Genomic DNA, 21,172 nt, shown 5'->3' with positions numbered 1-21,172 from the left:
TGAAAGGGTAGCCACATGGCAGCCAAGGACGTGAAATTCGGCCGCGACGCGCGCGAGCGCATCCTGCGCGGCGTCGACATCCTCGCCGACGCGGTGAAGGTCACTTTGGGGCCGAAGGGCCGCAACGTCGTGATCGACAAGAGCTTCGGCGCGCCCCGCATCACCAAGGACGGTGTGTCGGTCGCCAAGGAAATCGAGCTCAAGGACAAGTTCGAGAACATGGGCGCGCAGATGGTGCGCGAAGTGGCCTCGAAGACCAACGACATCGCGGGTGACGGCACCACCACCGCCACCGTGCTGGCGCAGGCGATCGTCCGCGAGGGCATGAAGTCGGTTGCGGCCGGCATGAACCCGATGGACCTGAAGCGCGGCATCGACCTGGCGGTCGTCAAGGTCGTCGCCGACATCCAGGCGCGCTCCAAGCCCGTCTCGGGCTCGCAGGAAGTCGCCCAGGTCGGCATCATCTCCGCCAACGGCGACCGTGAAGTCGGCGAGAAGATCGCGGAAGCGATGGAGAAGGTCGGCAAGGAAGGCGTCATCACCGTCGAGGAGGCCAAGGGTCTCGAGTTCGAGCTGGACGTCGTCGAGGGCATGCAGTTCGATCGCGGCTATCTGTCGCCTTACTTCATCACCAACCCGGAGAAGATGCAGGTCGAGCTCAACGACCCGTACATCCTGATCCACGAGAAGAAGCTGTCGTCGTTGCAGGCGATGCTGCCGATCCTCGAGGCGGTGGTGCAGTCGGGCCGTCCGCTGCTGATCATCGCCGAGGACATCGAGGGCGAGGCGCTCGCCACGCTCGTGGTCAACAAGCTGCGCGGCGGCCTGAAGGTCGCGGCGGTCAAGGCACCGGGCTTCGGCGATCGCCGCAAGGCGATGCTCGAGGACATCGCGATCCTCACCAAGGGCGAGGTCGTCAGCGAGGATCTCGGCATCAAGCTCGAGAGCGTCACGCTCGGCATGCTCGGCACCGCCAAGCGCGTGACGATCGACAAGGACAACACCACCATCGTCGACGGTGCGGGTGATGCGGAGTCGATCAAGGGCCGCACCGAGGCGATCCGCCAGCAGATCGAGGTGACCACCTCCGACTACGACCGCGAGAAGCTCCAGGAGCGTCTGGCGAAGCTCGCGGGCGGCGTCGCGGTCATCAAGGTCGGCGGGTCGACCGAGGTCGAGGTGAAGGAGCGCAAGGATCGCGTCGACGACGCGCTGCACGCGACCCGCGCCGCGGTCGAAGAGGGCATCGTCCCGGGCGGCGGCACCGCGCTGCTGTACGCGTCGAAGGCGCTCGACGGTCTGACCGGCGAGAACGACGACCAGACGCGCGGCGTCGACATCGTCCGCAAGTCGCTGACCTCGCTGGTCCGCCAGATCGCGCAGAACGCCGGTCACGACGGTGCGGTGGTGTCGGGCAAGCTGCTCGACGGCAACGACACCTCGCTCGGCTTCAACGCTGCGACCGACACCTACGAGAATCTGGTGGCGGCCGGCGTGATCGACCCGACCAAGGTCGTGCGCACCGCGCTCCAGAACGCCGCGTCGGTGGCGGGTCTGCTCATCACCACCGAGGCGACCGTCTCGGAGCTGCCCGAGGACAAGGCTCCGGCCATGCCCGCCGGCGGCGGCATGGGCGGCATGGGCGGCATGGACTTCTAAGCCGAAGGTGGCCTGCGCCAGCGTGGCTGGCGCAGGACTCGCCGCGGCGCGGACAGCCGGTCGGCAGCGCCGATCCGGTCTGACGTCCAGGGCAGCGGCTTTGCCGCTGCCGCCCAAGCGTATAGCAAAGGGCCGGTGGAGCGATCCACCGGCCCTTTGTTTGCGTGGGGCGAGCCGCTATATTCGGCCGCATGGCCACGCTGCTCAGCCTCGGTGAACCGCGCTTGCTGACCGCAGCGGAGTTCCTGCAAATCGACTTCGGCCCGGACCTGAAGGCCGAACTCGATAACGGCGTGATCCGTATGATGGCGGGCGGCTCGCGCGATCATGCGCGCATACAGGCCAATATGCTCATCGCGCTGGGCACCCGACTTCGCGGAACAGGCTGCCGCCCGTACGGATCGGACATGGCGATCCTCACGCATGACGCGTCGGTGCGATATCCAGACGTCACCGTTGATTGCGGGCAGCCCGGCGACAGCGGCGCCGATCGTTATCTTTCGGCACCGCGGATCATCGTCGAGATATTGTCGCCATCGACGCGCACCCTCGATCTGGGATCGAAGAAGGCGGAGTATCAGGCGCTTCCGAGTGTCGAGGCGATCGTGTTCGTCGATCCTGACGCAGAAACATTGGTCATCAGCACGCGCTCGGAAACGGGATGGTCCGATAGCCTCCCCGCGCGACGGGACGTCGACCTCTCCGCCATGAACCTCACCATCCCGCACGAGGAAATCTTCGCACGCGACTGACAGGGACGCCGTGCGTTCAGCGCGCATGAACCAGCGTGCGCGCATTCCCACCGCCAGCATCGTTTTCGGCTACGGCCCGATGCTCCCCCTCGTCGCCGCCGGGGTCGGCGCATGGATGCTCGCACCCGGCTGGGGACTGATCGCGGTGCGGCTGGCGATCGTCTGGGGCGCGTTGATCCTGTCGTTCATCGGCGGAGTGCGGCGCGGATTCGGGTTCGCGACGCCGCGCGCGTCGACCCCGGTCGAGATCGTCGCGGCGGTCGGCTATTTCACGATTGCCGGGCTGGCGCTGGTGGTGCCGTTCGTCAGCACCTCGCTGGCGTTGCTGGCCGCAGGCTATGCGCTGGCGGCGCTGCTCGACCGGCGCGCGGCGCTGGCGGGGAACGCGCCGGCACATTTCGCCCGGCTCCGCCCGCCGCAACTGTTGCTGGGCTGCGCGGGGCTGGCGGCATGCTGGGCGTGGGTGATGCTGGCATAGGTCACCCCGGACATAATCCGGGGCGACCCGGCGTTCAGCCCTTCATCGCCTCCAGCAGCAGCTTAACGTCCTGGCTGCGCCCGCGCGGCAGGATCAGCACGTCGTTGCCGCTGGCGACGACGATCAGATCCTCGACCCCGACCATCGCGACGCGCACGCCGTCGCTACGCGCGAGGCAATTGCTGCTGTCGAGCATGATGACCTCGCCATTGACGACATTGCCGCGCTCATCGCCTTCGCTGATCGCGTGGAGCGCATCCCAGCTGCCGACGTCGCTCCAGCCCATCGCCACCGGCACCACTGCGACGCGATCGGCCTTTTCCATCACCGCATAGTCGATCGAGTCGGATGGCGAGACCGCAAAGGCGGCGGCATCGGGATAGACCCGCACGCCCTCGCGCCGCGCGCACGCACAGGCCTTCCGGACCGAGTCGACGATCTCGGGTGCGAATTGCTCGAGCGCCGCCAGATAGGCGTCGGCGCGGAAGAGGAAGATCCCGCCGTTCCACGCATGGTCGCCCGACGCGATCATCGCCTCGGCGACGTCGCGCTTCGGCTTCTCGACGAAGCGCGCGACGCGGTGGACCCCGGCGGCGATCTCCTCGCCGACCTTGATATAGCCGTAACCGGTCTCGGGCGCGTCGGGGGTGATCCCGAAGGTGACGAGCCAGCCCTGCTCGACGAGCGGCAGCGCGGCGTGGATCGCGGCGTGGAACGCCTCGCGGTCGGCGATGACGTGGTCGGACGGCATCACCAGCATCGCCTGATCGGCGTCGGCGCTCAGCGCGGCGAGCGCAATAGCCGGCGCGGTGTTGCGCCCGGCCGGTTCGAGAATCAGCGCGCTGGGCGCGGTGCCGATCGCGCCGAGCTGTTCCTCGACCGCATCGGCGTGCGCGGCATTGGCGACCACGATCGGCGCGGCAAATGCGTCACCGTGCGCGCGCGCCGCGGTCAATTGCAACATCGTCTCGCTCGCGGTCAGCGCGAGCATCTGTTTCGGCTTTTCAGGCCGCGACATCGGCCACAAGCGAGTACCTGATCCGCCTGAAAGGATCACCGGCACGATTTCGGTCAATTGCTGCTCCTGTTCCCCCGCGGGAGCACAATTCGGCCCCCGACGCTCAACACGCCTGATCGTGCAAGGTTTCCTTATGCACGATATTGCGTTGCGGCAACGTGACGACCGGATTAGCCGGGGCGGCGATGACAGACGCCCTCGACCGGATCGCCGCCGCGCTGGAGCGGCTCGCCCCGCCGCCGCCCGCCAGCGCCGATCCGCTGGCGCATCCCGCCTATGTCTGGCGCGACGACGCGCTGGCGGCGGCGCGGGCGTTCGCGCCGCTGCCGCTGGCACTGTTGCAGGGCGCGGAGGCGCAAAAGGCGGCGCTGCTCGCCAATCTCGATAGGCTGGCGGACGGGCTGCCGGCGCAGGATGCCCTGCTGTGGGGTGCGCGCGGCACCGGCAAATCGGCGCTGGTGAAGGCGGCGGTCGGCGCAGTGCAGGCGGCGGGCCGCGCGCTCGCGCTGGTCGAGGTCGCGGCGGACCGGCTCGAGACGTTGCCGCGGCTGTTCGACGTGGTCGCGGGGCAGCAGCGGGCGTTCGCGATCTTCCTCGACGATCTCGGCTTCGATGTCGCGGCCGAGGCGCGGGTACTGCGCTCGCTGCTGGAGGGCGGGGCGGAAGCGCGGCCGGCCAATGCGCGGCTGATCGTCACCTCCAACCGTCGCCATCTGGTGACGCGCGACATCAAGGAGCAGGAGAGTGCGATCAATCCCCGCGACTCGGTCGACGACCAGATGGCGCTGGCGGATCGCTTCGGGCTGAGCCTCGGCTTCCATGTCGTCGATCAGGACGGCTACCTTGCGATCGTGCGCGGCTATGCCGAGCGATATGGACTGCCGTTCGATGCCGCGGATGCGGTGCAATGGGCGACGCGGCGCGGCAGCCGCTCGGGGCGTGTGGCGTGGCAGTATGTCGTGGAGGTCGCCGGGCGCGAGGGAAGGCGGCTGGCGTGAGCATCGACGCTCAGCGTTTCGTCGCCGCCGCCGTGCGGACGATCAGCGACACCGTCCCTGCGCCTTCGGGCTCGGTGGGGTTGATGATGCGGAAGTGCGAGGGGCGTTCGGTCCGGTAAACCGCAAGCGGATCGCCGGCCCGGCGGACACGCGCGATATAGGGTGCCATCAGATCGGCAAACGCACCTACCGCAATCGCCTGCGGCACGCCGAGCGGCAGATGGTCCTGCGCCGAGGCATCGCGATAGCGTTGCGGCACCTGCGCCGGGGTACCGCCCATCAGCGGCACGATCACCGGCTTGTCGCAGATCTCCTGATCCTTGCCGATGAACTCGGCGAGGCTGCTCGGTCCGTCGATCGCAACGACCGCCGCGGGGCTGACCGGTGTCGGCGCATGGATGTCGCTGGTCGGAGCGAGGCGCGGGCGGACTGCGCTCCAGGTCGCGAGCAGCGCGCCCGCCGAATGGCCGACCACGATCACGCGCGAAAGGTCGAGCGGGTAGCGTCTCGCGAGCGGCCGGAGCGTGTCGATCGCCGCGCCGGTGTCGCGGAACGTACCGGGCCAACCGCCGCCGGGCTGGCCAAGCTGGCGATATTCGATGTTGAGCGACGCGATACCGCGTTGCGTCAGCGCGTCGGCCAGCCCGGCGATGCCGCGAGCGGTGCCGCCGATCGATGCGTCCCAGCAGCCGCCATGGATCACGACCGCGACCGGGAATGGGCCGGCGCCCTCGGGCAGCCGTAGCTCCTCGACCTGTTGCGGGGCCGGGCCGTAACGAAGGATCGCGACGGGCTTGCTGACGGGCAGACGTTCAAGGGCGGGCGGTCCGTGCCAATAGACCATCCACAGCATGTAGGCGAACGGGCCGGCGAACCAGAGCGCGGCGCCGGCCACCGCCACGCCGCCAACGATCAGCCACCGCCGCTTCGTCATGATCGATCCCCCTCAAGGCGGGAGATTACGACCCGGCGACGGACGAGTCGAGCAAGCGGCAGCGGATTGTAAGGATATCCGCGACCTCGAAAACAAGGCGCAGCGACGATGTGTCGTGTCGCACATTCCTTGCGTCGTCGGTCGACTGTCACTCCTGCCACGATCCGCGAACGGCAACGACGATCTGGGGGGCTAGAGCGGATCGACATCCGCCGGGTGCCCGCCTACCTCCGTCATCCCGGCTTTGATCCCGGATCCCGCTCTTATCGTGGGGGCCGAAGAAGCCGAACCAGGATCAGGCTCTGCGCGACGCAGGAGGAAGGCGGCGGGTCAAAAAGCGAACCGACCGGCTCCCAAGCGACAATCGCGGGATTGTTACGCGACGATCGGCACTTGCACCACGCCGCTCCGGCAGGCCGGATCAGGCCGCCGCCAGCCGCTGCTGCAATCGGTGGACCGGGTTGCCGTCGCCCTCACCGAGCCGGAACCGTGCCACTTCGCGCGACAGGACTTCGGCTTCGGCAGCGAGGTTGCGCGCGGCGGCGGTGGCCTGTTCAACCATTGCGGCGTTGCGCTGCGTCACGTTGTCCATCTCCGACACCGCGGTGTTCACCTGGCCGAGCCCGATCGACTGCTGGCTGGCCGAAGTGGCGATCCGCGAGACGAGGTCGCTGATCTCGCCGATCCGGCCGATGATGCGCTGGAGCGCCTGACCCGCCTCGTTGACGAGGTCGACCCCGACGCCGACCTGCTCCGAGGAGGCGAGGATGCGCGTCTTGACGTCCTTGGCCGCGTCCGCCGAGCGCTGCGCCAGCGCACGGACTTCGGAGGCGACAACCGCGAAGCCCTTGCCCGCCTCGCCGGCGCGCGCCGCCTCGACGCCGGCGTTGAGCGCGAGCAGGTTGGTCTGGAATGAGATGCCGTCGATGACGGTGATGATCTCGCTGATCTCCGCCGAGGAACGCTCGATCCCGCCCATCGCCTCGACCGCGCGGCGGACGATCTGGCCCGATTCCTCGGCCTCGCCGCGCGCCTCGCCGACGATACGGTTGGCCTGGGTCGCGCCGTCGGCGGTCTGGCGGACGGTTGCGGTGATCTCGTCCATCGCCGCGGCGGTTTCCTCCAGCGAGGCGGCCTGCTGCTCGGTGCGCTGCGAGAGATCGTCGGACGCCTGACGGATATCGCCGGAGCCGGTGCGGATCTGCTGGCTGGAGCGGGTGACCACGCCGAGCGTGGTCGACATCTGCGTGCGCATCGCCTCGAAACTGTCGGCGAGCGCCTGATATTCGGCCGGAAGGCCGTCGAGTGTCGCGGTCAGATCGCCATGCGCCATCCGCTCGAACACCTGCCCGCAGCGCTCGATCACCGCACGGCGCCCGGCCTGTTCGGCCTCGAAATAGGCGGCAAGCGCGATGTCCATGTCGATCAGCGACGCCTTGACCAGCGCGGTCGCGGCGCGCGCGCGGCGACGCGCGCCGAACGGCGAGAGCAGCCGGCCGAGCATGAGTTTCGGGAGCACATGCTCAAGCATCCGGGCATAGCCGCTGATATACCAGGTCGGCGCGAGCCCGATCCGCGCATGGATCTGCCCGATGTGCGAGGCCGCGGCGGCGTAGTTGCGGTCGATCGGTCCCGAGAAGAGCTTGCGCCAATGTTCGAGCTGCTTGTCGCGGGCATGGTCCATCCGCGCCTGCGACTGGAACATCCTCGCGATCGCCGGGGTGCTGGCGATATGCCGGTAGAGCGCGACCAGCGCGGTGGGGGCGTGACGCTCGATCGCACGCCGGATCAGCGGAAAGGTGGCATAGCTGCGCTCGTTGTAGCCGAACGCTGCCAGCCGCTGTTCGAAGTCGATCGAGTCCTGTCCGCTCATTTCACTACCTCCCGTACGGCAGCAATAAAACGGAAACAGTTAAGGTCGGGTAAGCTTGCCGGGTGAGGTTACGAGCTGTTTTCTACAATTTCGGCCAATTCCAACCACCTGAGCTCGGCGGTTTCCTTTTCGTCGCGCAGCGCGGCGATGGCGCGGCTCAGGCGATCGAACGCGGCCGCGTCGCGCGCATAGAGGCCCGGATCGGCCATCGCCGCCTCGTCGGCGGCGATCCGCGCGTCGAGTTCCTCGATTCGCTTCGGTAGCAGATCATAGTCGCGCTGATCCTTGTAGCTCAGCTTGACGCGGGTCGGGGCAGGGGGGGGCGGTGCGGCGGCGGGTTTGGCGGCGGCCTTCTTCGCGGTTTCGACGCGCGGGCGCCGCTGGCGCTCCCAATCCTCATAGCCGCCCGCGACGACATCGACCTGCCCCGAGCCGTCGAGCCCGAGCGTGATCGTGACGGTGCGGTCGAGGAAGTCGCGATCGTGGCTGACGATCAGCACGGTTCCGCCGTAGTCGGCAATGACTTCCTGCAACAGATCGAGCGTTTCGAGATCAAGATCGTTGGTCGGCTCGTCAAGGATCAACAGGTTGGACTCGCGCGCAAATTCGCGGGCGAGCAGCAGCCGTGAGCGCTCGCCGCCCGATAGCGTCCCGACCTTCGCCTCGGTCAGCGAGGGGTCGAACAGGAATTCCTTGAGATAGCCGTGGATGTGCTTGCGCGACCCGAGCACGTCGATCCATTCGCCGCCGTCCGCCAGCACCTCGCGCACCGTCTTCTGCGGCGCCATCAGGCTGCGCTGCTGGTCGATGAAGATGCCGTCGAGCGTCTTCGCGCGCTTGACGGTGCCGGTGTCGGGTTCCAGCTCGCCGGTCAGCAGCTTGAGCAAGGTCGTCTTGCCCGCGCCGTTGCGCCCGACCACGCCGATCCGGTCGCCGCGCGCAACGCGCAGGTTGAGGTCGCGGATGATCGGGCGATCCCCGAAGCTCTTCGAGACATGATCGACGTCGATCACGATTTTGGTCTTGTTGTCGTCGCTGGCCATCTGGAGCGCGGCGGCGCCCTGCGGCCCCATCATCGCGGCGCGTTCGGCGCGCATCTCCTTGAGCTTCGACAGCCGGCCCTGGTTGCGGCGGCGGCGGCCAGTGACGCCGCGTTGCAGCCAATGTTCCTCGATCTTCAGCTTGGCGTCGAGCCGCTGGGCGTTGCGCTCCTCCTCGGCATAGACCTGCTCGGTCCACGCGTCGAAGCCGCCGAAGCCGACCTCGGCGCGGCGCAGCTCGCCGCGATCGAGCCACAGCGTCTGCTTCGTCAGCCGCGTGAGGAAGGTACGGTCGTGGCTGATGACGACGAACGCGCCGGTGAAACGCTTCAGCCAGTCCTCGAGCCATTCGATCGCGGCGATGTCGAGGTGGTTGGTGGGCTCGTCGAGCAGCAGCACGTCCGGGCCCATCGCCAGCGCGCGGACGATCGCGGCGCGACGCCGCTCGCCACCCGAGGCGGACGAAGCTTCGCGCGACAGGTCGATGCCGAGCTGGTCAGCGATCGCATCGGCCTGATAATGTTCGGGCGCGTCGTTGCCGGCCAGCGCATAGTCGCGCAGCGTCGTGAAGCCGCTGACGTCAGGGTCCTGCTCCAGCATCACGACCTTGGTGCCCGGCACGATCGTCCGCCGGCCCTCGTCGGCGTCGATGACGCCCGCGATCAGCCTGAGCAGGGTCGACTTGCCCGCGCCGTTGCGCCCGATCAGCGCCAGCCGGTCCCGTTCGCCGACATAAAGGTCCAGATGGCGGAACAGCCATCCCGCCCCCTGAACGAGCCCGAGGTTCTCATACGACAAGATAGGTGCGGCCATGCGCAGCGACCTAGGGAACCCCAGCGGCAGGGGCAAGTTGCGCGGAGGACACATGCGCCGCTTTCCTCATTCACAGGCTGTTCAAGCCGCTTTGCCTATGCCAGCACCGGTGAGAATGCTTCCTTCGCTTCTTCTGTGCGGGCTGGCCGCCCCGGCGATCGCCCAGCCGCCGCCCGCCGACCAGGCGCGCGACGGGGCGGTGGCGTTGCAGGCGCGTCGGCAGGGGCGGTTGCTGCCGCTGCCCGAGATCGAGCGGCGCGTGGTGCCGACGATGCGCGACGCGCAATATATCGGGTTCGACCTCGAGATGCCGAGCGGCATCTACACGCTCAAGTTCCTCAAGAAGGGCGCGGTGATCTGGGTCGATGTCGACGGGCGTACCGGGCAGATATTGGGACGCACCGGGCGCTGAGCGCGTTCAGGACCATGAAAGCCGCAATTCCATAGCGCGCGGCTTTCGTGCTAGCCCGACGGCTAGATACTTCGTTTTCCAAGGGAGCCCCACCAAAGATGCGCGTGCTGATCGTCGAGGATGAGCCCAATCTGGGGCAGCAGCTGAAATCAACGCTGGAAGGCGCGGGTTATGCCATCGATCTGGCGACCGATGGCGAGGAAGGGCATTTCCTCGGCTCGACCGAGAATTACGACGCGATCGTGCTCGACCTCGGCCTGCCGGAGATCGACGGGCTGACCGTGCTCGACCGCTGGCGCAAGGAAGGCAAGGTCACCCCGGTGCTGGTGCTGACCGCGCGCGACAGCTGGTCCGACAAGGTCGCCGGGCTCGACGCCGGCGCAGACGATTATGTCGCCAAGCCCTTCCAGACCGAGGAGCTGATCGCCCGCCTGCGCGCGCTGATCCGCCGTGCCTCGGGCAACGCCTCGTCGGAGCTGATCGCCGGCGACGTGCGGCTCGACACGCGCTCGGGCAAGGTGACGCGCGCCGGCGAGCCGGTGAAGCTGACCGCGCAGGAATACAAGTTGCTCAGCTACCTGCTTCACCACAAGGGCAAGGTGGTGAGCCGCACCGAGTTGATCGAACATATCTACGATCAGGATTTCGATCGCGATTCGAACACGATCGAGGTGTTCGTGACGCGGATTCGCAAGAAGCTCGGCCAGGACGTGATCACCACGATCCGCGGCCTCGGCTACAGCCTGGAAGACCCGGACGCCTGACGCCGTGACCGAGGGCGAACCCGGCAAGCCGCGGGCGAGCGGGTCGCTCTCGCGGCGGATGATCCTGATCGCGTTCGCGTGGATCTCGGCGCTGCTGGTCGGCGGCGGGTTCGCGCTCGACCGCGTGCTGGTCGGCGCGGTGACCGCCAATGCCGACGACCAGTTGCAATATGTGCTGCGCTCGTTGCTGGCATCGGCCGAGATCGACCCGATCGGCGAGGTACGCTTCAACCGCCAGCCTGCCGACCAGAGCTTCCTCGAACCCTATTCGGGGCAATATTGGCAGGTCTCCGCGCCGGGGCACGAGACCTTCCCGTCGCGATCGCTGTGGGATCGCGAACTGGCCTATGGCAAGCCGCACAGCGGCTCCGAGGTGCGCAAATACGATAGCAGCCAGTTCCCCGACGAGAAATTGCGCGTGATCGAGCGCGACGTGACGCTGCCGGGATCGAACGTCCGCTGGCGCTTTCAGGTCGCGAGCCGCGGCGACGCACTGGAGGCGCAGATTGCGGTGCTGCGCCGGACCTTGGTGCGTAGCTTCGTGCTGCTCGGGGTCGGGCTGGCGGTGCTGGCGACGTTGCAGACCTTCTACGGACTGTTGCCGCTGCGGCGGCTGCGGCTCGAGATCGCGAAGATGCGCGCCGGTCGGTCGAACCGGATCAGCGGGGCGATGCCGCTGGAACTGTTGCCGATGGTCGAGGAGCTGAACGCGCTGGTCGCGCATAACGAGACGCAAGCCGAGGAGGCGCGGCGCCACGCCGGCAATCTCGCGCACGCGCTCAAGACGCCGCTGACCGTCATCATGAACGCCGCGACCGCGCAGTCCGACGATCTCGCCGATACGGTAATCCGCGAAGCGCGGACGATGCGGCGGCAGGTCGACCACCATCTGGCGCGCGCACGCGCGGTCGGGCGGCGCGGCTCGGCGCACAGCCGCGCGCAGGTGTGGCCGAGCGTCGAGTCGGTCGAGCGCGCGGTGCAGCGCCTCTACCCGCACGTCCGGATCGACATGAGCGGGCCGAAGGATCTGGTCGCGCATATCGAGCGGCAGGACCTTGACGAGATCATGGGCAATCTGGTCGAGAATGCCGCCAAATACGGCGGCGGCAGCGTGTTCGTGACGGTCGGTGCGCAGGCCGGGTTCGTCGAGATCCAGGTCGAGGACGATGGCATGGGCATCCCGGAGGCGGACCGGATCCGCATCTTCGATCGCGGGGTGCGGCTGGATACCGGCAAGCCAGGGACCGGGCTTGGGCTGGCGATCGTCCGCGACGTGGCAGAGATTTACGACGGGACGGTGACGCTGGAGGAGAGCGAGGATCTCGGCGGATTGCTGGTGCGGTTGCGGTTGCCGATGGCGGGGTGAGGGTCTTCGGATGGCGACCGCACATCACCCATCACCGTCATTCCCGCGAAGGCGGGAATCGAGAACCTCTGATCTAGCGCTTCTATCGAGCGACCTGCCCGTCTGGATTCCCGCCTTCGCGGGAATGACGAATTAGGCTGCGTAGCGGGCGGCGGTCTCGCGGATGAGGGCGATCATGTTTGGGATGCCCTGCGTACGATTCGAGCTGAGCTGCGCCTTCAGGTCGAACGACGCCAGCTCGCCTTCAAAGTCGGTCTTGAGGATCTCCGCAGGCGTACGGTCCTGCACCGTCAGCAGCACGAGCGCGATGATGCCTTTGGTGATATGCGCGTTGCTGTCGGCGAGGAAGTGGAGCCGGCCATCGTCGCGGACCGCGGGATAGACCCAGACCGAGGCGGAGCAGCCGCGCACCAGCGTCGCATCGGTCTTGAGCGCCTCCGGCATCGGCTCCAGCGCGCGCCCGAGATCGACGAGCAGGCGGTAGCGGTCGTCGCCTTCCAGAAAGGCATATTCGTCGCGGACGTCGTCGAGCGTGGCAGCGGCTTCGGTCATGCCGGGCGCGCTACCGCCCCGGCGCGCTGCCCGCAACCGTTCAGAGGTCGACCCCGGCGGCGATCGCCTCCAGCTTGCGGATGCGCTCCTTGAGGTCGGCGATCTCGATACGCGCGCCGGCCGGCGGCGCGGGGGCGGGCGCGCTCGCCAGTCGCAGCTCCTGGCTTTTCAGCTGGAGCCAGCCGCGCCAGCCGTTGAGCGCGGCGAAGACCAGCATCGCCAGCCCGGCAAGCGATGCGACGGCGAGAGTGAGGGTGATCTGGGGATCGGACATGGCTGCCTTCTCCTGTGCTGGCGTTGGGGTCAGCGGTCGCGCAGCTCTTCGATCTGGCGTTCCAGATCGCTGCGTCCGTGGTGATCGGTGATGACGCGCTCCAGAACCGCAATGCGTTCCTTGAGCTGGCGGATCTCGTCATAGGCGCGCGGGTCGGCGCCGGTCTCTGAGAGCCGCGACTGCGTGCGCCCGGTGCGATATTTCTCCCGGCTGACGCGCCCGATGGTGACGATCATCACGATCAGGACCACCATCATTGCTACGGACCACGGCACGATATTTCCTCCCTCTTTCTTCTACGTTGTTCAGTTCAGTGGACGCTGATCGGGGACGCTGCGCAGCGCGTCGATCTCGTCGGCGAGCGCGACGCCCTTGTCGGTGGCGATCCGTTCGAGCACCCGGACGCGCGCCTCGAGCCGTTCGGTCTGCGCCGCATATTGCGCGGCCTTTTCGGCGGTGCGTTCGGCGTCGATCTCCAGCCGGCGGCGCTGGATCTCCAGCCATGGGCGGACGACCGTGGTGGCGATGATCGCGGTGATCGGGATCAGCAGCGCGAAGATCGGGATGAGCAGCGGACTGATTTCCATGAGCGAACTCTCCGAAGTTGCCGCGCTCAGCGCAGGCTGTCGATTTCCTTGGCGAGCGACGAATTGCGGCTCGTGTAATGCAGTTCGATGTCGGCGAGCCGGCGGTCGATGTCGCGGAACTTGGCGCGGACCTCGGCGGTGGACCGCTTCGGATTGGCGCGGACGCCCTGCCAGAACTTCTGGTCGTCATGATCCTGATAGAGCCCGGTCGGCTTCGGATCGACGATCCAGGCGACGACCATGTAAGCGAGCAGGATCCACCATTGCTGCGCGACGATCGTCAGCCCGGCGATTCCGAGACGAACCCAGAGGACGTCGATCCCCACGTAATCGGAAATCCCGGCACAGACGCCCTTCCACTTGCCGTTCTGCGGATCGAGGTAGAATTGGGTGCGGCTGTCGGACATCAGTTCCTCCGCTGCGACGTGGGGTGATCGAGACGATAGTCGGGTGCCGAGCGATAATCGGCGACGCCGGGGCGGAAATCGGGATTGTCGGCGGCGACGATCCGTTCAACCGTGTTGACGCGGTCCTCGAGCCGGCGCGCGAGATTGTACATCTCGTCGAGCAATTGCTCGTCCTCGCCGGTCATCTTGGGCGCGGTCTTCCACTTGGTCACATAGTGCAGGATCAGCCACGGCAATCCGATCATGAACGCCAGAATGGCGATGACGCCCGTCAAATCCATCTCAACCCTCCTTGTTCAGGCGCTTCTTGAGCGCTTCGAGCTCGGCGTCGATCTTGTCGTTCGATCGCAGCTCGTTGAATTCATCCTCCAGCGAACGGGGCGTGAGGCCCATCGCCTCGGCGCGTCCCTCCGCTTCGTCGGCGCGGCGTTCCAGCACCTCGAAGCGGCTGAACGCCTCGTGGGTCTTGGGGCCGTTCCACATCTCGCGCAGCCGCGCCTTGGTGTTGGCGCTCTCCAGCCGCGTCGCGATCGCGTTCTGCTTGGCGCGCGCCTCGCGCAGCTTGTTCTGCAGCTTGGCGATGTCCTCTTCGGAGGAACGTAGCGCCTCGTCCAGCCCGGTCACTTCCTCGCGGAGCTGTGCGCCCATGTCGGCGGCCTTGCGGCGTTCGACCAGCGCCGCCTTGGCGAGATCCTCGCGGTCCTTGGAAAGCGCCAGCTCGGCCTTTTCGGTCCAGCTCGCCTCCAGTTCCGCCAGCTTGGCGATGTGGCGGCGCATCTCCTTCTGGTCGGCGATGGTGCGCGCGGCGGAGGCGCGAACCTCGACCAGCGTATCTTCCATCTCCGCGATGATGATGCGGACCATCTTGGCGGGATCGTCCGCACGGTCGAGCAACTCGGCCATGTTGGCGGCGACGATGTCGCGAGTGCGGGAGAAAATGCCCATTCGATACGGACTCCTTGGGTATTCGCGCCTTCTTAGCGGATTGGACGGGGTACGGGGAGGGTCTGTTCCCGCACCCCGTCCTCCGCTCACGCCGTCGCGTGGGCGGAAACGGTGGGGGCGTTCGCCAGCGCCGTGGCCGGGCCGACCGCGCCGAGCACCATCGTGGCGCTGACGAGGACGGTAAGGGCGAGGGCGGCGAGCTTGCTGGTGAAGGTGGTGGTCATGGTGGAAACTCCCTGAATGCGTTGTCGCAGAAAGCATTGCAGGAGCCGTGCCAACTCGCGTTTTGTCGCGGAAATGCTGGGTTTTTTGGTGCTTGGGGTGGAATTGCAAAAACTGACGGTTGCTATCGTCTGGCGATTTGCGCCAATCCTTGGTGCATGAAGCGCAGCACGCAGGTGATCGGACAGTCGGGCGTCTTCCTCGACGCGCTGGAGCGCGCGAGCCGCGCCGCCGCGCTCGATCGTCCGGTGCTGGTGATCGGCGAACGCGGCACCGGCAAGGAGCTGGTCGCCGAGCGGCTCCACCACCTCAGCCCGCGCTGGGACCAGCCGCTGGTGACGATGAATTGCGCCGCATTGCCCGAGACGCTGATCGAGGCGGAATTGTTCGGCCACGAGGCGGGCGCGTTCACCGGCGCGTCCAAGGCGCGCGCCGGGCGGTTCGAGGAAGCGGACGGGGGCACCTTGTTCCTCGACGAACTCGGCACGCTGTCGATGGGCGCGCAGGAGCGATTGCTGCGCGCGGTCGAATATGGCGAGGTGACGCGGATCGGTGCGTCGCGCCCGCTGCGCGTCGACGTGCGGATCGTCGCGGCGACCAACGAGCATCTGCCCGACCGCGTCGAGGACCATACGTTCCGCGCCGACCTGCTCGACCGGCTGTGCTTCGAGGTGGTGACGCTGCCGCCGCTGCGCGCGCGTAAGAGCGACATTCCGGTGCTCGCCGATTTTTTCGGCCGACGCATGTCGTCGGAACTCGGGCGCGACGAATGGCCCGGATTCTCGCCGGAGATCGAGGAGGCGATGCGCGACTATCGCTGGCCCGGCAACGTCCGCGAGTTGCGCAACGTCGTCGAGCGCGCGGTCTATCGCTGGGAGCGCGCGGGGCCGGTCGGCGCGATCGAATTCGATCCGTTCGATTCTCCCTATCGTCCGGCCGGCGCGAACGGCCGGCGATCGGCCGCACCGCCGCCGCCGGCCGCCGCGCCGACCTCGGCGGCCGCGCCGCCCGGCGGTGAGGCGGACGACGAGGTCGCCGCGTGCGAGGTCGGCCCGTCCGACTTCAAGAGCCGCGTCGCGTTGTTCGAGCGCGAGCTGCTGACCAAGGCGCTCGCCGATCATCGTTTCAACCAGCGCGCGACCGCGGAGGCGCTTGGGCTCAGCTACGACCAGTTGCGCCACGCGCTGCGGCGGCACGATCTGATCGGAGCGGTTGCGTAACGAGTGCGGCGGAGCCATTTGAGGCGCGTCGCGTTGCCGACGCGAACCTTGAGGAGGATTTATGGCTTTCGAACTGCCGCCGCTGCCCTATGCCTATGACGCGCTGGAGCCGGTGATCTCCAAGGAGACGATGACCTTCCACCACGACAAGCACCATGCGGCATATACCGCCAAGCTGAACGAGGGCGTGGCGGCGGATGCGTCGCTGGCGGGGCTGTCGATCGAGGACATCCTGGCGCGCGTCTCGTCGCTGCCGCCGCTGATCCGCAACAATGGCGGCGGGTTCTGGAACCACGATTTCTTCTGGAAGATCATGGGGCCGAAGGGCGCGACCCAGCCGTCGGGCAAGCTGGCCGAGGCGATCGACGCTTACGGCGGGCTCGACAAGCTGAAGGAAGATTTCAACGGCAAGGGCGCGGGCCAGTTCGGCTCGGGCTGGGCGTGGGTAATCGCGGATTCGTCGGGGGCGCTGAAGGTCACCTCGACCCCGAACCAGGACAATCCGCTGATGGACGACGCCAAGGAGAAGGGCACGCCGATCCTTGGCAACGACGTGTGGGAACACGCTTACTACCTCACCTACATGAACGACCGCCCCGGCTATCTGAAGGCGTGGTGGGACGTGGTGAACTGGGACGAGACCGGACGCCGGTACGACGCCGCGACCGCCTGACCCGGTCGACCTCGTTGACGAAGGAGGCTCGGGGTTACTCCCGGGCCTTTTTCGTGCGGGCGGCGCACGCGCCCTTCCTGACGAGACACCAGACGAGCGCATTGATGTTACAAGATATCATTTGCAATGATACATCGTCACCGGCATGGAGCTCCGCGAGCGGTGCGGCGGGGGCGATGAGGCGCCCCCGCGACGACAAGGGGAAGAGATCGTGCGTGATATCAGCGGCAAGGCCGCCATGCTCGGCGGCATGCCGATCGCTTTGGCGCTATCGGTCGCGCCGACGCCGGTCGCTGCCGAGGCAGAGCCGCCTGCCGAGCACGACGAGGTGACGGTCGAGGGCGTGCGGCAGCCGTATCGCGGCAATTTCACGCTGCGCGAGATCCCGCAGGCGATCACCACGATCGACGCCGGCACCCTGCAGGAGAACAACATCGTGCGGCTGACCGATGCGCTGGACCTGAACGCCTCGGTGGCGCGGCAGAACACGCTGGGTGGATTGTGGGACAGTTTCGCGGTGCGCGGCTTCGCCGGCGACGAGAATTTGCCGAGCGGCTACCTCGTCAACGGCTTCAACGCCGGGCGCGGGTTCAGCGGACAGCGCGACGTGGCAGGAATCGAGCGGGTCGAGGTGCTGAAGGGACCGGCGGCGGCGGTGCTGGGGCGAGGCGAGCCGGGCGGGTCGATCAATCTGGTCACCAAGCAGGCCGAGATCGGCCGCAGCTTCGGTAGCGCGTCGCTGCAATATCGCAGCTTCGATACCGTCCGCGCCGAGGGCGACGCGAACGTCGCGCTGACCGGCAATCTGACCGCGCGGCTGATCGGCTATGCCGAGAGCGGCGACACGTTCCGCGATACGGTCAGCCAGCGACGCTGGGGGTTCCTGCCGTCGGTCGGGCTGGCGATCGGCGATGCCACGCGGCTGATCTACGACATGGAATGGACGCGCGTCGCGGTGCCGTTCGATCGCGGGATCGTCGTGCTCGACGATGATTTCCGTACCGTGCCGCGGTCGCGCTTCCTCGGCGAGCCGGGCGACGGCGATACGGTCGCGCGCGCCTTCGGGCACCAGCTGCGGCTCCAGCACGATTTCGGCGGCGGGTGGAGTTTGCTGCTCGGCGCGAGCCACCGCGACACGAAGCTGACCGGCGCCTCCTCCGATGCCGAAACCGCCGCGGCGCGCCAGAAGCTGTTCGTCGACGGACGCACGCTCTCGCGGCAGCGCCGGACGCGCCGCTACACGTCGATGCACAGCGTGTTCCGTGCCGAGCTGGCGGGCGAGTTCATGACCGGCGCGATCCGCCATCGCGTGCTGATCGGCGGCGACATCGATTATTTCGATACCGATCAATATTTCACGCGCTTCCGCGGCCCGGTCGTCACCGCGGCGACCAGCGACCGGCAGGGTTACGCGATCGACATCGAGGATCCGGTCTATGGCCGCTGGCCGGTGCCGACGGGCGTGCCGATCACCGACCGGCTCGACGTGCAGCGAACGCTCGGCGCGTATGTGCAGGACCAGATCAGCCTGTCCGACCGGTTGCAGGTGCGCGTCGGCGGGCGGGTCGACAGCTTCCTGCTGCGCGTCGACAATCGCCTGCTCGACACCGAAGGTCGCCGCAGCCGCGCGCGCTTCAGCCCGCAGGCCGGCGTCGTCTACGACCTCGCCGCGCCGCTGTCGCTCTATGCGGCCTATGGCGAGGGTTACCGCGCCAATATCGGCACCGATGCGCGCGGCAATGTCTTCGCGCCCGAGACGAGCAAGTCGATCGAGGCGGGGGTCAAGCTGACTGCGTTCGGCGGGCGGCTCAACGGCACGCTGGCGGTCTATCAGCTCGACAAGTCGAACGTGCTGGCGACCGACACCGCCAATCCCGGCTTCTCGGTCGCGATCGGCAAGGCGCGCAGCCGCGGGGTCGAGTTGGACGTAACCGGGCAATTGCCGGGGCGCGTCGACGTGCTGCTGAGCTACGGCTACACCGACGCCGAGGCGCGGTCGCGGGTGCGCGATCCGAATTTCTCGTTCGAGATCCTGCCCGGCGATCCGCTCATCAACATCCCCGCTCACAATGGCAATGTGCAGCTCGCCAAGCACCTGACCGTCGGCGCGCGCGCGGCATTGCTCGGGGTCGGGGTGCAATATGTCGGAAAGCGCAGCGGCGAGACCGGGACACGCTTCGCCTTGCCTTCGCATACGCTGGCGCGGGTGTTCGGGGAGGTCGATCTCACGCCACGAACGACGCTGTTCGGCTCGGTCACCAACCTGTTCGACACGCACTGGTATGCCAACAGCTATGCGCCCGTCTGGGTGCAGCCCGGCGCGCCGCGCACCGCGACGGTCGGGGTGCGCGCGCGCTTCTGAGCGGGCAACCATGCGGCGGTCAGATCATTGTGAGTCCGAGCGCCCGCGGCCGGGCGCGCGGAGGTCCTCATGCTCGCACCCACCGCCGCGCCGTGGCGCATCCATCCACTGCACGGCGTGCTGCTCGCCTTTCCGGTGGCGCTGTTCCCCGCGGCGCTGGCGGCGGACCTGACCTATCTGGGCAGCGCCGAGATGCAATGGTCGAACATGGCGGCCTGGGCGATCACCGGCGCACTGGTCTTCGGCGCGCCGGCGTTGGCGTTGAGCGTGTTCGCGGCGCTGCGGCGGCGCGCGACCTGGGCGTATCCGCTGCTGCTCGCGCTGGCGTGGGTCGCGGGGCTGGTCAACGCCTTCCAGCATAGCCAGGACGCCTGGGCCTCGGTCGGGATTGGCGGGCTGTTGCTGTCGCTGGTGTCGAGCGGCGCGGTGCTGGCGGCGGGATGGCTGGCGCTCGGCGCGCGCAGCGTGGTGGTGCGGGAGACGGTGCGATGATCCGTGTCGCCGCCACTGCCGCCGCGCTCACGCTGCTGTCCGCGTGCGGGAGCCAGCCGAGCGATGTCCGCCAGACCGGGCCGAACCCGCAGCTGCCCGGCCAGCAACCGTCGCTGATCCCGGCGATGAAGATCGCCAAGCCGACCGGCTGGGGCGACACCCGTCCGACCGTGCCGAAAGGATTCGCGATCACTGCGGTCGCGACCGACCTGAAGGTGCCGCGGCAGATGCTGGTGCTGCCCAACGGAGACCTGCTGGTCGCGGAGGGCAAGGGCGGCCATGCACCGAAACTGCGGCCCAAGGATGTGATCGCCGGCTATATCAAGAGCCTCGGCACGACGAGCGTCAAGGGCGGCGACCGCATCACCTTGCTGCGCGACGCGGATGGCGATGGCCGGCCGGAGCTACGCACCACGTTCATCGGCAAGCTCGACGCGCCCTACGGCATGGCGCTGGTCGGTAACGAATTGTTCGTCGCCGAACAGGGTGCGCTCAAGCGTTTCGCCTATGTGCCGGGCGCGACCAGCATCACCACGCCGGCGGCGGTGGTGACCAGACTGCCGTCGCGGATCAACCACCATTGGACCAAATCGCTGGCGGCGAGTGCCGACGGATCGAAACTCTATGTCGGGGTCGGCTCGAACAGCAACGTCGGCGAGCGCGGGATGGAGGTCGAGCAGGATCGCGCGGTGGTATGGGAGATCGACCGCCAGACCGGCGCGCACCGTGCAATTGCGACCGGCATCCGCAATCCGACCGCGCTGGCGATCGAGCCGGTCACCAATGCGTTATGGAGCGTCGTCAACGAGCGCGACGAACTCGGGCCGCGGCTGGTGCCCGACTATCTGACGCAGGTGCGCGACGGCGCCTTCTACGGCTGGCCGTACAGTTACTATGGGCGCAACCTCGATCCGCGCGCGCACCCGCAGCGCCCGGATCTGGTCGCGACCGCGGTCGCGCCGGATTATGCGCTCGGCTCGCATGTCGCGGCGCTGGGGCTGTCGTTCGTGACCGGCGGCGGCTGGGGCGGGGCGTTCAGCGAGGGCGCGTTCGTCGGCGAACATGGCAGCTGGAACCGGCAGGATCTCGCGGGCTACAAGGTGGTGTGGGTGCCGTTCGCGGGCGGGCGTCCCTCCGGTGAGCCGCGCGATCTGGTGACCGGGTTTATCGGTTCTGACGGGAAAGCGCGCGGGCGGCCGGTCGGGGTGCTGTACGATGCGCCGCGCCGGGCGTTGTTCATCGCCGACGATCTGTCGAACACGGTGTGGCGGGTGACGCCGGCGGTGACGACAGCAGCGGCGGGGAGCGGTCGGCCGCGTGGCTAAACCGTC

The 21,172-nt window shown here is 67.7% G+C and carries 24 protein-coding genes; 12 read left to right on the top strand and 12 right to left on the bottom strand.

Features of this window, described 5'->3' with window-relative positions:
• Nucleotides 1-15: 15 nt before the first annotated feature.
• From groL to FHS97_RS01750, 3 genes are all read left to right on the top strand, one after another.
• Nucleotides 16-1,659, top strand: a complete 1,644-nt coding sequence (groL, locus tag FHS97_RS01760; RefSeq protein ID WP_184032713.1) for a chaperonin GroEL — start codon at nt 16-18, stop codon at nt 1,657-1,659.
• Nucleotides 1,660-1,850: 191 nt separating this feature from the next.
• Nucleotides 1,851-2,411 (top strand): Uma2 family endonuclease, encoded by a 561-nt coding sequence (locus FHS97_RS01755; protein ID WP_184032711.1) that lies wholly within the window; start codon nt 1,851-1,853, stop codon nt 2,409-2,411.
• A gap of 25 nt (nt 2,412-2,436) precedes the next feature.
• The gene (locus tag FHS97_RS01750) at nt 2,437-2,889 is read left to right on the top strand and encodes a DUF3429 domain-containing protein (RefSeq protein ID WP_184032709.1); all 453 of its coding nucleotides are present in this window, start codon (nt 2,437-2,439) and stop codon (nt 2,887-2,889) included.
• Between the two features lie 34 nt (nt 2,890-2,923).
• On the opposite strand, the gene FHS97_RS01745 is transcribed toward FHS97_RS01750, so the two are convergent.
• Nucleotides 2,924-3,952, bottom strand: a complete 1,029-nt coding sequence (locus FHS97_RS01745) for a mannose-1-phosphate guanylyltransferase/mannose-6-phosphate isomerase (protein WP_184033032.1) — start codon at nt 3,950-3,952, stop codon at nt 2,924-2,926.
• Between the two features lie 140 nt (nt 3,953-4,092).
• Here FHS97_RS01745 and FHS97_RS01740 point away from each other — a divergent pair, with 140 nt between their 5' ends.
• Nucleotides 4,093-4,905 (top strand): DUF815 domain-containing protein, encoded by an 813-nt coding sequence (locus tag FHS97_RS01740; RefSeq protein ID WP_184032707.1) that lies wholly within the window; start codon nt 4,093-4,095, stop codon nt 4,903-4,905.
• Nucleotides 4,906-4,915: 10 nt separating this feature from the next.
• Here the strand turns inward: FHS97_RS01740 and FHS97_RS01735 are convergent, their stop codons facing one another.
• From FHS97_RS01735 to FHS97_RS01725, 3 genes are all read right to left on the bottom strand, one after another.
• Nucleotides 4,916-5,839, bottom strand: coding sequence for an alpha/beta hydrolase family protein (locus tag FHS97_RS01735; RefSeq protein WP_184032705.1), 924 nt, complete (start codon nt 5,837-5,839; stop codon nt 4,916-4,918).
• 421 nt (nt 5,840-6,260) lie between these two features.
• Complete coding sequence (locus FHS97_RS01730) at nt 6,261-7,712, bottom strand: globin-coupled sensor protein (RefSeq protein WP_184032704.1); 1,452 nt, start codon at nt 7,710-7,712, stop codon at nt 6,261-6,263.
• A gap of 68 nt (nt 7,713-7,780) precedes the next feature.
• On the bottom strand, nt 7,781-9,565 hold the full coding sequence (locus tag FHS97_RS01725) for an ABC-F family ATP-binding cassette domain-containing protein (protein WP_184032703.1): 1,785 nt from the start codon (nt 9,563-9,565) through the stop codon (nt 7,781-7,783).
• A gap of 115 nt (nt 9,566-9,680) precedes the next feature.
• Here FHS97_RS01725 and FHS97_RS01720 point away from each other — a divergent pair, with 115 nt between their 5' ends.
• From FHS97_RS01720 to FHS97_RS01710, 3 genes are all read left to right on the top strand, one after another.
• Nucleotides 9,681-9,977 carry a hypothetical protein gene (locus tag FHS97_RS01720; RefSeq protein ID WP_246346363.1) on the top strand — a complete coding sequence of 99 codons (297 nt, stop codon included), beginning with the start codon at nt 9,681-9,683 and terminating at the stop codon, nt 9,975-9,977.
• Nucleotides 9,978-10,075: 98 nt separating this feature from the next.
• Nucleotides 10,076-10,741 (top strand): response regulator transcription factor, encoded by a 666-nt coding sequence (locus FHS97_RS01715; RefSeq protein WP_022686661.1) that lies wholly within the window; start codon nt 10,076-10,078, stop codon nt 10,739-10,741.
• Nucleotides 10,742-10,799: 58 nt separating this feature from the next.
• Nucleotides 10,800-12,107, top strand: coding sequence for a sensor histidine kinase (locus FHS97_RS01710; RefSeq protein ID WP_184033031.1), 1,308 nt, complete (start codon nt 10,800-10,802; stop codon nt 12,105-12,107).
• Between the two features lie 132 nt (nt 12,108-12,239).
• Here the strand turns inward: FHS97_RS01710 and FHS97_RS01705 are convergent, their stop codons facing one another.
• The 8 genes from FHS97_RS01705 to FHS97_RS01670 form a co-directional block, all read right to left on the bottom strand.
• Nucleotides 12,240-12,659, bottom strand: a complete 420-nt coding sequence (locus FHS97_RS01705; protein ID WP_184032701.1) for a SufE family protein — start codon at nt 12,657-12,659, stop codon at nt 12,240-12,242.
• A 40-nt stretch (nt 12,660-12,699) separates the two neighbouring features.
• Entirely contained in the window at nt 12,700-12,933 is a 234-nt protein-coding gene (locus FHS97_RS01700) for a hypothetical protein (protein ID WP_184032700.1), read from the bottom strand.
• Between the two features lie 29 nt (nt 12,934-12,962).
• Nucleotides 12,963-13,208, bottom strand: a complete 246-nt coding sequence (locus FHS97_RS01695) for a hypothetical protein (protein WP_311770236.1) — start codon at nt 13,206-13,208, stop codon at nt 12,963-12,965.
• A gap of 30 nt (nt 13,209-13,238) precedes the next feature.
• Nucleotides 13,239-13,520 (bottom strand): hypothetical protein, encoded by a 282-nt coding sequence (locus FHS97_RS01690; protein ID WP_184032699.1) that lies wholly within the window; start codon nt 13,518-13,520, stop codon nt 13,239-13,241.
• A gap of 26 nt (nt 13,521-13,546) precedes the next feature.
• Nucleotides 13,547-13,927: an envelope stress response membrane protein PspC gene (gene pspC, locus FHS97_RS01685; RefSeq protein ID WP_184032698.1), complete on the bottom strand. Its 381-nt coding sequence runs from the start codon at nt 13,925-13,927 to the stop codon at nt 13,547-13,549.
• Complete coding sequence (gene pspB, locus FHS97_RS01680; RefSeq protein WP_159759638.1) at nt 13,927-14,208, bottom strand: envelope stress response membrane protein PspB; 282 nt, start codon at nt 14,206-14,208, stop codon at nt 13,927-13,929. Before pspB ends, pspC begins: the two co-directional genes overlap by 1 nt.
• A gap of 1 nt (nt 14,209) precedes the next feature.
• Complete coding sequence (gene pspA / locus FHS97_RS01675) at nt 14,210-14,872, bottom strand: phage shock protein PspA (RefSeq protein WP_184032697.1); 663 nt, start codon at nt 14,870-14,872, stop codon at nt 14,210-14,212.
• Nucleotides 14,873-14,958: 86 nt separating this feature from the next.
• The gene (locus FHS97_RS01670) at nt 14,959-15,096 is read right to left on the bottom strand and encodes a hypothetical protein (protein ID WP_184032695.1); all 138 of its coding nucleotides are present in this window, start codon (nt 15,094-15,096) and stop codon (nt 14,959-14,961) included.
• A gap of 156 nt (nt 15,097-15,252) precedes the next feature.
• Between FHS97_RS01670 and pspF the strand changes: the two genes are divergently transcribed.
• The 5 genes from pspF to FHS97_RS01645 all read left to right on the top strand — a co-directional run bounded on the left by pspF (nt 15,253) and on the right by FHS97_RS01645 (nt 21,166).
• On the top strand, nt 15,253-16,314 hold the full coding sequence (pspF, locus tag FHS97_RS01665; RefSeq protein ID WP_184032693.1) for a phage shock protein operon transcriptional activator: 1,062 nt from the start codon (nt 15,253-15,255) through the stop codon (nt 16,312-16,314).
• A gap of 61 nt (nt 16,315-16,375) precedes the next feature.
• Complete coding sequence (locus FHS97_RS01660) at nt 16,376-16,987, top strand: superoxide dismutase (protein WP_184032691.1); 612 nt, start codon at nt 16,376-16,378, stop codon at nt 16,985-16,987.
• 250 nt (nt 16,988-17,237) lie between these two features.
• The gene (locus FHS97_RS01655) at nt 17,238-19,349 is read left to right on the top strand and encodes a TonB-dependent siderophore receptor (protein WP_184033028.1); all 2,112 of its coding nucleotides are present in this window, start codon (nt 17,238-17,240) and stop codon (nt 19,347-19,349) included.
• Between the two features lie 69 nt (nt 19,350-19,418).
• The gene (locus tag FHS97_RS01650; RefSeq protein ID WP_184032690.1) at nt 19,419-19,841 is read left to right on the top strand and encodes a DUF2231 domain-containing protein; all 423 of its coding nucleotides are present in this window, start codon (nt 19,419-19,421) and stop codon (nt 19,839-19,841) included.
• Nucleotides 19,838-21,166 (top strand): PQQ-dependent sugar dehydrogenase, encoded by a 1,329-nt coding sequence (locus FHS97_RS01645; protein ID WP_184032688.1) that lies wholly within the window; start codon nt 19,838-19,840, stop codon nt 21,164-21,166. The genes FHS97_RS01650 and FHS97_RS01645 overlap by 4 nt, the downstream gene beginning before the upstream one ends.
• The last annotated feature ends 6 nt before the right edge of the window (nt 21,167-21,172 follow it).

It is taken from the genome of Sphingomonas endophytica, assembly GCF_014199415.1.
GTDB lineage: Bacteria > Pseudomonadota > Alphaproteobacteria > Sphingomonadales > Sphingomonadaceae > Sphingomonas > Sphingomonas endophytica.
The sequence above is the reverse complement of the archived record's forward strand: the minus strand, read 5'-3'. Positions and strand labels throughout refer to the sequence as shown.